Source organism: Loigolactobacillus rennini DSM 20253, assembly GCF_001436505.1.
Lineage (GTDB): Bacteria > Bacillota > Bacilli > Lactobacillales > Lactobacillaceae > Loigolactobacillus > Loigolactobacillus rennini.
Genome location: NZ_AYYI01000059.1, coordinates 1 through 11833, shown reverse-complemented (window position 1 = coordinate 11833; position 11833 = coordinate 1). Strand labels below are relative to the sequence as shown.

At 42.1% G+C, this 11833-nt stretch carries 10 protein-coding genes; 6 read left to right on the top strand and 4 right to left on the bottom strand.

The features are described from left to right. The first annotated feature begins 53 nt into the window (after window positions 1–53). Together FC24_RS07795 and FC24_RS07790 are read left to right on the top strand one after the other, a co-directional pair. Window positions 54–1370: a TrkH family potassium uptake protein gene (locus FC24_RS07795; RefSeq protein ID WP_057874331.1), complete on the top strand. Its 1317-nt coding sequence runs from the start codon at window positions 54–56 to the stop codon at window positions 1368–1370. A 12-nt stretch (window positions 1371–1382) separates the two neighbouring features. After that, entirely contained in the window at window positions 1383–2042 is a 660-nt protein-coding gene (locus FC24_RS07790; RefSeq protein WP_057874330.1) for a potassium channel family protein, read from the top strand. A gap of 69 nt (window positions 2043–2111) precedes the next feature. On the opposite strand, the gene FC24_RS07785 is transcribed toward FC24_RS07790, so the two are convergent. After that, entirely contained in the window at window positions 2112–2333 is a 222-nt protein-coding gene (locus FC24_RS07785) for a DUF2187 family protein (protein ID WP_057874329.1), read from the bottom strand. A gap of 250 nt (window positions 2334–2583) precedes the next feature. On the opposite strand from FC24_RS07785, the gene nrdI reads away from it, so the two are divergent. Both nrdI and FC24_RS07775 read left to right on the top strand, forming a co-directional pair. Next, window positions 2584–3048 carry a class Ib ribonucleoside-diphosphate reductase assembly flavoprotein NrdI gene (gene nrdI, locus FC24_RS07780; protein ID WP_057874328.1) on the top strand — a complete coding sequence of 155 codons (465 nt, stop codon included), beginning with the start codon at window positions 2584–2586 and terminating at the stop codon, window positions 3046–3048. A 194-nt stretch (window positions 3049–3242) separates the two neighbouring features. Then, window positions 3243–4202 (top strand): LacI family DNA-binding transcriptional regulator, encoded by a 960-nt coding sequence (locus FC24_RS07775; protein WP_057874327.1) that lies wholly within the window; start codon window positions 3243–3245, stop codon window positions 4200–4202. Here FC24_RS07775 and FC24_RS07770 read toward each other — a convergent pair. The 3 genes from FC24_RS07770 to FC24_RS07760 form a co-directional block, all read right to left on the bottom strand. After that, window positions 4199–6046 carry a DUF2207 domain-containing protein gene (locus tag FC24_RS07770; RefSeq protein ID WP_057874326.1) on the bottom strand — a complete coding sequence of 616 codons (1848 nt, stop codon included), beginning with the start codon at window positions 6044–6046 and terminating at the stop codon, window positions 4199–4201. The genes FC24_RS07775 and FC24_RS07770 overlap by 4 nt on opposite strands. Window positions 6047–6221: 175 nt before the next feature. After that, a complete protein-coding gene (locus tag FC24_RS07765; RefSeq protein ID WP_057874325.1) occupies window positions 6222–7391 on the bottom strand; it encodes a CynX/NimT family MFS transporter in 1170 nt (389 codons plus the stop codon). 100 nt (window positions 7392–7491) lie between these two features. Further along, the gene (locus tag FC24_RS07760; RefSeq protein WP_235807347.1) at window positions 7492–8190 is read right to left on the bottom strand and encodes a hypothetical protein; all 699 of its coding nucleotides are present in this window, start codon (window positions 8188–8190) and stop codon (window positions 7492–7494) included. A 181-nt stretch (window positions 8191–8371) separates the two neighbouring features. On the opposite strand from FC24_RS07760, the gene FC24_RS07755 reads away from it, so the two are divergent. Both FC24_RS07755 and FC24_RS07750 read left to right on the top strand, forming a co-directional pair. Continuing rightward, entirely contained in the window at window positions 8372–10315 is a 1944-nt protein-coding gene (locus FC24_RS07755) for a M13 family metallopeptidase (protein WP_057874323.1), read from the top strand. 237 nt (window positions 10316–10552) lie between these two features. Next, window positions 10553–11560, top strand: coding sequence for a DNA/RNA non-specific endonuclease (locus tag FC24_RS07750; RefSeq protein WP_057874322.1), 1008 nt, complete (start codon window positions 10553–10555; stop codon window positions 11558–11560). The last annotated feature ends 273 nt before the right edge of the window (window positions 11561–11833 follow it).

The window sequence follows — 11833 nt, the reverse complement described above, 5'->3', positions numbered from 1 at the left end:
ATAGTAAAACCCCTAACGTTGGATTTAGTTGTCCAACGTTAGGGGTTCACTTTATACCGGCAATTTTAACCCTAGGTTTTTTATTCTTCATTGTACTTGGTAGCATCTTGTTAATGCTTCCCAGCGCAACCCGCAGCCACCAAACCACACCTTTTATTGATGCGTTGTTTACGGCGACTTCAGCAACTTGCATTACCGGTTTAACCACGGTTAACACAGCAGCCCATTGGTCTTTTTTTGGGCAAAGCATTATTATCATGTTAGTTGAAATCGGTGGTCTAGGCTTCATGACTTTTAGCGTGCTGCCTTTTGTATTATTAAAGCGCAAAGTCGACTTGACGACACGCTTACTAATTAAAGAATCACTTAATTTTGAAAAGCTTGCCGATGTCGGCAGTGTGCTGAAATATGTCATCGGCTTATCACTTATTATTCAAAGTTTAGGTGCAGCCTTATTATTTGTGGATTTTTATCCACGCTATGGTTTCACTCACGGCTTTTTTATGAGTCTATTTCACGCTGTTTCTGCATTTTGTAATGCGGGTTTTGATTTATTTGGCAATAGTCTGGAAAGTCAGCAAAATGACCCCTACTTAATATTAATTGTCAGTGCGCTAATTATTGCTGGTGGGTTAGGCTTTTTAGTTTGGCGGGATCTATTACTTTATAAGCGGCGAAATCGCTTATCTTTACACACTAAACTAGCTTTAAGCACCTCAGGCGTTTTGTTATTAGGCGCTTTTTTGTTGTTCTTGTTAACCGAAGATAATTTGGCAGTAATTGCTCCGAATACAGGCGGCTTTAACCGCCTTGTCAGTACTTTTTTCCTCGCGGTTACGCCTAGGACGGCGGGGATTACCACTGTACCTTACAGTCAACTTTCCATTGCTGGGATTTTACTGACCATTGTTTTGATGTTTATCGGTGGCACTCCCGGTTCGACAGCAGGAGGAATTAAAACCACCACTTTAGGGCTGCTCACTTTACAAAGTTGGGCGATTTTACGGGGTAACCAAGATGTTGAATTTGGCCACCGTCGTTTTACTGAGCGCAACATCCAGCGGGCATTGATGCTGGTTTTTATCAGTTTAGTGTTGGTGGTTACCGCCACCATGATTTTGACAGCGACGGAAACCATTCCGGAAAAATACGGTCTCGAATACGTGATCTTTGAAGTGATTTCTGCTTTTAGCACCGCCGGAATGTCAATGGGACTTACTCCCCATTTAACCGTCATCGGCAAACTAATCATCATGCTACTGATGTTTTTAGGTAGAGTTGGAATTTATACCGTGATGTTCACCGTTTTAAACGCCAACCATCCGCAAAAGGGTTACCGTTACCCGGCAGAAAATGTCATGATCGGTTAAGGAGGAAGAAAGATGAAACAAAATTTTGCTGTGATTGGCTTAGGCCGCTTTGGCAGCAGTATTTGTCGTGTACTCGCTTCTGAAGGACAAGAAGTGCTTGCCATCGATGTTAACGAAGAACGAGTGAATCATTTAGTCAATACGGCGACACAGGCCATTGTGGCAGACGGTCAAGATGAAGACACCATGCGTTCACTGGAAATCGGTAAATTTGACCATGTCGTCATCGCGATTGGTAAAAACATTCAGGCTAGCATTTTAGTTACCTTAGTGGTAAAAGAATTAGGTGTTCCTGATGTTACCGCTAAAGCGGAAAACGACACCCATGCCCGGGTGCTCACCCGTATCGGGGCTGATCATGTCGTCCACCCCGAGCGAGATATGGGAGAACGAGTAGCGCACCATTTACTCTCGCCAAATATTTTAAACTACTTAGCCTTAAATGATGATGTTACCCTAGCTGAAATTAAAATTACCAGTTCTGAATTTGTGGGCAAAAGTTTAATGGATCTAAACTTCCACCAGCATTTTGGCTTAACCGTCATTGCCATCCAGCATGGTGATAAAGTAACCGTCTCCCCTGCCGGCAACGACGTGGTTCGGCTCAACGATGAGATTTCGGTGGTAGGGTCGACTAAAGCAGTTGATGCGCTAAACGACCGCATGCAGTAGCCGTTAGCTTTTAAAAAACACCCCAGCTGATTCAATCATAAATCGCTGGGGTGTTTTAATGTTTATTCGCTAAGCACCTTTTGTGGCACGTGGTTTTAATTTCATTTTACTCAAGCTAACCACCGTTTTATTTTGTAAGTCTTGAATGTTCATTCGGTCAGTTTTGGTATCGTAATCCGTAATGGCAACTAAGGCAGAATTTTCGTAAACTTTTTCGACAATTCCGGCAAAATCAGCTTCCATGTTACCGTTTGCTTTGCACTGTACAGTCTTGCCTACTTTAATGTCCATTTCGATTCCTCCATCTCATCTGGCTATAACATAGCGCATATATTACAGCGTCTCCCCAATGAATGCAAGTAAAAAATGATGATTTTTCAGTTAAAAAAGATTAATGTTATTTCCAAGCAAAATTAATTGCTGACATTATCGCTAGATTGCACTTTTAAGCTACTAAATCCTGTATCAACCCAGCTTTATAGCCCCCATATTTTGTGCTAACATGAATGTACGCATTTGATAATGGAAGCGAGGCAATGACATGGCAACTACCATCAACATTTTATACATTTCAATTTCTGGCAACACACGCGCTTTTGTAGAAGACCTGCAAGATTATGCAGAAGATCAGCATCAACAAGCGGCGGACCAACCTTTGATCCATTTAAAAGAAATCTCTGAAGCATCTCCTTTAATGGATGAAACACAACCTTATTTTGCTTTTGTTCCCACTTATTTAGATGGTGGCAATGGCGTCGATAACGGCGTCAAAGAACTGATGACCAATGTTTTAGGTGAATACATTGGCTATCACCGCAACCGAGAATTTTGTTTAGGCGTTATCGGTTCTGGTAATCGTAACTTTAACGAGCAATATTGTCTAACAGCCAAACGCTATGCACAAGAATTTGGTTTTCCTTTCTTAGCTGATTATGAATTACGGGGCACAACTAAAGACGTTAAGCGAATTTACGCTTTATTGCAGCAAAAAGTCCAACAAGTTTAATTCAAAGTAAAAAGAAACCCGCATCGCTTTGATGCGGGTTTCTTTGCTTCAGTGAAATATTAAATGAGGTTGGGGATTTGGGGTATGGTTATACAATAACCGGCTGACCTTAAATGAAGCTTAAAGCAGGCACTTTTTTTCCAAAGTTAAAGTGGTTATACTTAGGCTAATAGCTATTAAGGAGGCTGTTTACTATGGCTACCATCCGGGACATTGCCCGTTTAACTGGACACTCAATTTCAACCGTATCGCGCGCCATCAATCACTCAGGCTACGTTGCACCAGAGACAAAAGCAAAAATCATGGCTGCTGTTAAAAAATTAGATTACCGGCCAAATCACATTGCCCGTGAACTCAGCAGCGGCCGCACCCATCGGATTGGTTTGATCCTACCTTCCGCTAACCACCCATTCTTTCACCGCTTAGTAAATAGCATTTCGGCAGCCGCCTTAAGTGCTGGCTACGAAGTTGTTTTATTACCCACTAATTATAATCGACATGTTGAAGTTGATCGTCTAGAAGAGTTACGAGCCCATGCTTTCGACGGTTTAATTTTTACATCTCGGAGCAATTCCTTTGATTTTATCATGCAATATGCTGACTATGGTCCGATTGTTTGTTGCGAAAACACCCGGCATTACCCGCTATCTTGTGCTTATAAAAATCGGGAAAATTCTTTTCAAAAAACCTTTCAACGATTAAAAGCTAAAGGTTACCGTAAAATTGGCGTAACAGTTAGCCGCAACGAATATGTCAGTGCCAGCGCACAAGCCACCATCCGTGCCTATCAGCGTGTTTTTGGACTGCCGCTTAAAGACGAATTACTTTTCCGTGACGCATTAACACCATTTGATGGTGCAACTGCTGCAGGTGAATTTTTAGCGGCTGAGCCAGGATTAGAAGCAATCCTAGCTAATAGCGATGAAATTGCAGCCGGCGTTTACCAATATTGTCAGCACCACCAACGTCAGCTGACCTTAATTGGCCAAGACAATGAATTAATCAGCCAATTATTAAATTTTTCCACAATCGATAATCACCTAAACGATATCGGTAGCATTGCCTTTAGCTTGCTTTTTGAAAAAGAAGTTAAAAAAGTCCTTGTGCCGGCAACTTTTATTGAACGACATTTGCCTAGTTTACACCAAGCTTAAAAGGCCCCACCACCGGAACCACCGCCAAAGCCACCAGAGCTGCCACCAGAAAAGCCGCCGCCTGAACCGCTGACACTAGAATTAAAACTATGGCTAGTGGCTAAACTACTGCCAAAGCTGGAAGTAAAAGCTTCTCCAAAATTCAATGTGTTCAGACCGCCGTGGCCGTAAATAAATAACGGATAATTAATTGGCAATGACTCAGCAAGTTGTGCTTGGCTAAAGTTAACTTTTAGCGCAGCCACTACTTTATCGGCAGAACCAAATGCTACTGCATAAGGTAAAATCCGATCCCACAAAATCAAATCACCAACTTGTGCCATATCAAAATGGCCCACATCTTCTAACATTTGTTTAAAACCACGAAGTTCATTGATTTTTTGGGCGCCTAATTTAGTATAGCGCGGTAATTGCCAAACCTTCAATACTAATAAAACCCAGCTTGCTACCAGCATAATGCCAGCCAAACTCCATAAAGGTAGGCGAATAGCCGGGAAGCCAAAGTACAAAGCAACACTCGCGCCTATAGCTAACAACGTGCTGACAATTGTCACTGCCCAAGCATGGCCACGAATTTGATTATTCGTCACATTTTCATAACGCAGTGCATCCGTTGCCCCGCGCGTGCGCAACACCCAATCCTGATAAGCATCACTTAATTGACCGCTAGTATCCCGTTGCGCATACGTTTTAATTTCAAGTAAGTTAAGCCCTTGTTCTTTTTTCTGGGGTATTTTTTCAAATAACAACTTAAATAGCTTTTGCTTAGGCTTAAAGTCTGCACTAGGTTTTAAATTAAACGTTGTTTGACGGCCAATTTTTACTGACGTAATGGCTAATTTTTTAGCCACGGCAAGGTCAAGTAGCGTGGCAGTAAAAGCCTTTTTATCTGGACCAGTCTTTTTCAATAAACGTTGTGCAACTGCTGGCGGATAATCTGGCAGCTCATACCAGTGCTTAATTGGTGCTGGTGCCGGATAACGTTCTGCAGGGTGGTGCTGCAGCCAATCGAGATGCCAAATCAAAATGACACCCCCTAAAATTAGGCTGGCAACTGCAATCACACTGGGAATCAACCGGGCCCGCCGCCGTTTAGCATTAGCTTGTTCAGCCAGCTTTGCTTCTTGTTTTTGCACTGCTTGCTTGCGTTTTTGCCGCTGCACATTTTGATTAGCTGCAGTGACAGCAGTTGGAAACAGCAAGTGCGTTTCAACAAAAGTATTAGCCGGATTTTTAGCTAATGCGATGGTTACTTTTCCAGCCTGCCTTGTCACTTTCGTGGTGCCAGCTAGCGGGCCATGTGTCCACGCCTGTAGCTGGTTAACCGGCTGTTGTGGTAATTGAATGGTAATGCGGACATTTTTTAACGGCACATCCCAGCCGGTACCAATCACTTTCCAATTAAGTTCAGCTGTATCTAAATAATTAGTCACCGCACCACTTAACTGATAACGATAAATAAACGTAGCCGCCGCATTCCGAATTGGATAAAATACTTTAAAGCGTGCTTGATCGGCGTCTTGACTAAATGTATAGGTGCCGCTTGCTTCATTGGCACTAGCAGTTAGTTGCCGTTGCTGGCCGTTTTTATCAACCACTGCGACTTCCGGATGCTGTAATCCCTGAACCCCTTTTAAATCTTGCCGATAAAACACACCATTAAAATCACCATCAAATTGATAAGCGATTTTTTGCGTGACTTGCGCATTACCTGCTTTAGTAATGTTAACTTGCACTGCATAATTTTTGATTTGATAACTTTTAGCGTGAGTGACTTGCATCCAGCCAAACAAGCTAAAAAAGATAACGGCAATTAAAATTGCCCAACAGCGCCTACTTCGCATGACCTAACCCCCTAGCCCTTCTTAAACTCGTCTTCCACATTTTACCATGGTACCGCTGTACTCACAAAAATAAGCCACTTTTGCTATTAATCTACAATAATTTAAGCAGCGACTAATCCACGAAAGTGAACCAGACGCTGCTTAAACTTACTCGTATTCATCTTTTTAGCTATGACTAATCAAAAAATGTTTTACGACGTTCGATGGCTAAACTTGACAGTAACATGATAACGACGGCGATAATTAATAAAATCAATAACAGGGTCCAAGAATGTAAAACGCCATAGATCATGCCAAAAGAAACGGGCCCTACAGCCGCTAATAGATAACCTGCGGACTGCGCCATTCCAGAAATTGCAGCGGTCTCTGCTGCCGTTGATGTTTTCAGACTAAACAACGTCATGCATAAACCAAAAGCTCCGGTACTAGCTAAGCCCAACAAGACACATAAAATCCCCAGATACCATAAAGAGCGACTAGGAATCAATAAACCAGCCAGCCCAATGATGAATGTGGTACATAAAACTAAAATCAAATTCCGTTGCCGTTTTGCTTTAGCAGCCCAATTTGGAATTAAATAAGCAGCTGGTAATGCAGCTAATTGAAATAACCCCAGCATCAAACCGGAAGTTGTGGTAGGAACACTACGGCTAGACATAATTTTCGGTAACCAAGTTAATACTGTATAAAATAATAGCGATTGAATCCCCATCATCAAAGTCATTAACCATGCACCACGTACACGCCAAACTGAGCGCGTATTGGCCTTTTTTGCATCAGGAGCTTCAATTAGACGGTGGTTTAATTTTAAGTTAGGCAACCAAAATAGCAGAATAACACCGGTTAGAAACGCCAAACTTTGCAAAGCTGGTTGCCAACCGATTTTTTGTGCTAACGGCGCACTAGCACCAGCGCCAATCGCACTGAATAACGTCATCGAAAATGTGTAGGCACTGGTTACACTTCCAATTTTTTTGGGAAAATGATCAGCAATTACCGCTGGGACCAATACGTTGGTAATGGCAATCGCAATCCCTAGCAATAAAGTTCCGATCAGTAACCAATTAGCAGTAAAAGTCCGGACAAATTCACCAATGGTTAACAATACTAGTGCGACAAAAATTGCCGCTTCATTACCCAAATAACGGGCTAAGCGCGGTACAAAGGGAGATAAAACGGCGAAACACAGTAACGGAATCGTAGTTAAACTGCCCAGCAAGCTGGGAGCTAATTGAAAACTTTGTTGGATATTGTCTAACAATGGCGGAACTGCTGTCATCGGCATCCGCAAACAGATTCCAATTAGGACAACCCCTAATAACAGCCAGCGATAGCGTTTCTTCATGACTAAAATACCTGCTTTCTGAAATTTATCTAAGATTAGCATAACTGTTTTATTTTAAAAAACAAGCCTATGCATTCACAGTGCTGCCAGCCGATCACCATTAGTTTGCCAACTGAAAAATCCCCAAAGGATCAACAGTCAATTGGCGAGTATCTGCTGTTTGATAAGGCAAGCTTGCCCGTTGCCCACTTTGATTTATCATCGCGACTTGCGGGGCATTCAATTTTGAAGTCGTCATTGCTAGTTGCTTAGTTTGCCGATAACGTGTCAAGTTTTGCTTACGCACTGGGTGCCCAGTAGTCTTATTCATCCCGTCAAATTGATACAATACCGGAACTGTACTAAATTGCACCGATTTTTTCTGTGGATTGACCACTGGTTGTGTCTGTGTTGCCGCAGTAATAATATTAGTTAAATAATCTTGCTTTTGTGCCCGACTTTTTAAATAAGCGGTCATAAATGCTTTTTTGGGATAAAGACTGGCAAAATATCGCAGTTGCCCATTAAACCGATAAGTTTTGGGCGTTTCTTTACCAGCACCGATATAACTCACCACCATGACATGTCCCTTATGATCATGACTGACTGTCAGTAGTGCTAATTGCCGGTGCCGGTACTGTAGATAGACTGCAGGGATGTGGTATGTATTACCGCGGTAAGGATAAGCTTCAATTTTTCCTGCTAATGGCGCTTGCAATGTTTTCACACGCTTACTAGCTGCTTGCCCAGATTGCAGTGGAATTAATAACAATCCCACCAAAAGAAGCAACAGCCATTTTACTCGCCTTAACTGCATCATTTAATCCTCCAAATAAATTTACTCCATCATACCTAGCTGAACTAGTCGCTGTCAATTCAACAATTAAGCTAACCAGTCAATTTGCATGAACAATCACTACCTATAAATGCTAAAACGCCTTTTCCCTGTTAAATGCCGGTTAGTGTTATGATGAATATAATTCATAAGATGAGGTGTTTGAATGAAACAAGTACAGTTTAGCGCAGGCACAGCAGGCGGAAAAAGCTCCCAAACGCCACGGCTACAAGATGATTTTTACGAAGCCATCAACGCTGATTGGCTCAAAACAGCAAAAATTCCAGCTGATCGACCCGCTACTGGTGGTTTTCAAGTCTTAGTGGAAAACATTGAAAAAACACTAATGACAGATTTTGCTGCCATGGAAGCCGGCGACAAGAAGCCAGATAATTCTTTACTAATAGAATTTCTAAAGTACTACCAGTTAGCCGCTGATTTTAAGCAACGGGATGCAGCGGGCGCAAAGCCGCTCCAACCTTACTTAAAACGACTGGCTAACATTAAAAGCTTAGCAGACTGGCAAGCCCAACTTAAAGATTGGTTATTGGCCGGTTTACCGGCACCGTTTGATCTAGATGTCGATGCAGATATGAAAAACACTAAAGTCAATGCTTTATTTGCTGACGCACCAGGTTTGTTTTTACCTGATAAAACCTATTACGCAAAAGATAATCAAAATGGTCCCCAATTAATGGCCGTTTTCAAACAAATGATGCAGCAATTATTAACTAAGGTTGGCTATTCTAAACCCGATGCACAACAAATTCTAAGCCAAGCCATCGCTTTTGATGCACAATTAGTTTCCCACGTTAAAAGTGCAGAAGAAGCTGCAGATTACAGCAAAATGTACAATCCGCAAAGCTTTGCAGAATTTACTAGCCACAGTAAAGAAATTGACTTTGCAAGTTTGATTCCTGCTTTAATCGGTGCAAAACCAGAAAAAATCATTGTAACACAGCCTAAATTCTTTGCTGCTTTTGACCAACTTGTCACCGCAGAAAACTTTCCACAACTTAAAAGCTGGCTAATCGTCAACATCGTCCGCGGATTAACTGGCTATTTAAGTAATGATCTGCGCATTACTAGCGGAAGTTATGGCCGTGCACTTTCAGGCAGTAAAGAAGCAATGAGCCAGCAAAAAAGTGCCTATTATCTTGCAGCCGGGCAATTCGATCAAGTAGTTGGTGACTACTATGGTCGACGTTACTTCGGTCCCAAGGCTAAGCAAGACGTCCACAATATGGTAGTTAAAATGATTGCCGTTTATAAAAAACGGTTGCAACAAAATGATTGGTTATCCGCCAATACCCGGAAACAGGCAATTGTCAAACTGGAACACCTAGGCATTCAAGTGGGCTACCCGGATCAAATTAAACCACTATTCAAACAGTTTAAAGTTGATTCTAACGCCAGTTTGCTGGTTAATGCATTACATTTTGCCCATTTAACCATTGTCGACCGTTTTAGTAAATGGAATCAACCAGTAGTTCGGACTGAATGGGAAATGAGCGCCAATACAGTTAATGCTTACTACCACCCATTCCGCAACATTATCGTTTTCCCGGCTGCCATTTTACAAGCGCCGTTTTATAGTTTAAAACAATCCGCGAGTGCAAACTTTGGTGGCATTGGCGCAGTGATCGCCCATGAAGTATCGCACGCTTTTGACAATAATGGCGCACTATTTGATGAATTTGGCAACTTGCATAACTGGTGGACTGAAAGTGACACGGCTCATTTCAAAAAATTAGCCCAAACCATGGTCACAGAATTTAACGGGTTACCGTTTGCTGGCAGTCAAGTTAATGGTAAATTGACAGTTTCAGAAAATATTGCGGATGCTGGTGGCCTCAGTTGTGCGTTAGAGGCCGCTAAAAGTGAAAAAGATGTTGATTTGAAGGCTTTCTTCACGAATTGGGCTAAAATTTGGCGGACTAAAGCACAGCCAGAATACTTGAAACTCTTATTAGCCATCGACGTTCATGCTCCTGCTAAGTTACGGGCTAACGTCCAAGTGCAGAATTTAACCGACTTTTACACCACCTTTAACGTTAAGCCTGGCGATAAAATGTATCTGGCACCAGAAAAACGTGTCAATATCTGGTAAGTTATGGTAAACTAAGTCACAAGGTGCCAGACCTTATTGGAAGTTGGCAAGTTTTGACTTGTTTAAACAGTGCCGATTTAAGGCACACATTCATTTAAAACTTCCGCACAGCAGCCACACTCAACTACAGTTAGTGGCTGCTTTTTTCATGGGCAAAAATCGGCTACGCATTTTAATTACAAATGCTTTTTTAATATTATGTTATGCTATGAAAAGATAAATCGAGGAGGATGACTTATGTGGCAACACAAACAAACTGGGAAAGCTAACATTTTCTTACATACTTTAGTTGCTTTCTTGGCAGTTACTTTTATGGGCCTAGGCCCTACGCAATCTATCACCCAACCCACTAGTTGGCAGGCTGAAGCGGCCAAAATCACTAAAAAGCAAGTGGGCAGCAAATCCCAGCGGGTTAAGCAGAACCAGCAATTACTTAAACTGAATTACGACGGCACCCAAACGGTTGAAATTAACGATAACCAACCTACTTTTACCAAAGCAAATCTAAAAACTAATCAAGGTGCTTGGCAAAAATACCGCCATTTAGACCGTTACAACCGGCCAGTGGTAGCCAATGCCCTATTAAATAAAAAGATGATGCCAACAGAAAAGCGAGAACCTCTAACAGTTGATCCTACTGGCTGGCACAATAAGAAGCTTAAAAGCGGCTATTTGTACAACCGTTCCCACTTAATCGGTTTTCAACTGAGTGGTCAAAATAATAATCCGAAAAACCTGATTACCGGTACTCGTTCCCTAAATAGTCCTGAAATGCTACGTTTTGAAGATGATATTGCTTATTATTTAAAAAATCACCCCAAAGATTACGTACGCTACCAAGTGACGCCCGTTTTTAAAGACACGGAACTAGTTGCTCGCGGCGTTCATCTGCAAGCCGAATCTGTTAAGCACGCTGGCTTAAAATTCAACGTTTACATTTTTAACATTGAAGATGGTGTCAAAATTAATTATGCAGACGGTACCAGCCAAATCGGTGCTAGCGAACAACCAAACAGTACAACGGCCACTAGCCAACAAAACACCAGCAACGCCACTGAACAAAGAAGCACAGAAAACGACGGAAAAATCAACACAGCAAGTCAAGGAAAAATTGTCGGTAACGTGAATAGCAAAATTTACCACGTTCCTGGACAAGCGGGCTACAAAATGAATGCAGCAAATGCGCAATACTTCAACACAGAAGCACAAGCCCAAGCAGCAGGCTACCGCAAAGCGATGAGATAAAAAGAAAGTGGTGGCGCAAGCGGGTAATTGTCGAGGATTAGCCTGTCGCTACGCTTCTACAAATAAGAGTGATTTTCGTGCCGAAAATCTTTGATGTTCCAGCCGTTGACCATTCAACTATGGCACAGACCGCCGAGTTGAAACATGGCAAACGCAAACAATTGCTTGCGCCACCACGTTTATTGTAATCAAACATTGCTATCACAAAAAAGCAGTAATAAAGTGAACCCCTAACGTTGGACAACTAAATCCAACGTTAGGGGTTTTACTATG

Excerpts from the sequence above, each read along its gene's own strand:
- FC24_RS07770 (WP_057874326.1), bottom strand. The coding sequence starts at position 6,046 with ATGCGAAGTAGGCGCTGTTGGGCAATTTTAATTGCCGTTATCTTTTTT.
- FC24_RS07750 (WP_057874322.1), top strand. The coding sequence starts at position 10,553 with ATGTGGCAACACAAACAAACTGGGAAAGCTAACATTTTCTTACATACT.
- FC24_RS07765 (WP_057874325.1), bottom strand. The coding sequence starts at position 7,391 with ATGAAGAAACGCTATCGCTGGCTGTTATTAGGGGTTGTCCTAATTGGA.
- nrdI (WP_057874328.1), top strand. The coding sequence starts at position 2,584 with ATGGCAACTACCATCAACATTTTATACATTTCAATTTCTGGCAACACA.
- FC24_RS07755 (WP_057874323.1), top strand. The coding sequence starts at position 8,372 with ATGAAACAAGTACAGTTTAGCGCAGGCACAGCAGGCGGAAAAAGCTCC.
- FC24_RS07790 (WP_057874330.1), top strand. The coding sequence starts at position 1,383 with ATGAAACAAAATTTTGCTGTGATTGGCTTAGGCCGCTTTGGCAGCAGT.
- FC24_RS07775 (WP_057874327.1), top strand. The coding sequence starts at position 3,243 with ATGGCTACCATCCGGGACATTGCCCGTTTAACTGGACACTCAATTTCA.
- FC24_RS07760 (WP_235807347.1), bottom strand. The coding sequence starts at position 8,190 with ATGATGCAGTTAAGGCGAGTAAAATGGCTGTTGCTTCTTTTGGTGGGA.
- FC24_RS07785 (WP_057874329.1), bottom strand. The coding sequence starts at position 2,333 with ATGGACATTAAAGTAGGCAAGACTGTACAGTGCAAAGCAAACGGTAAC.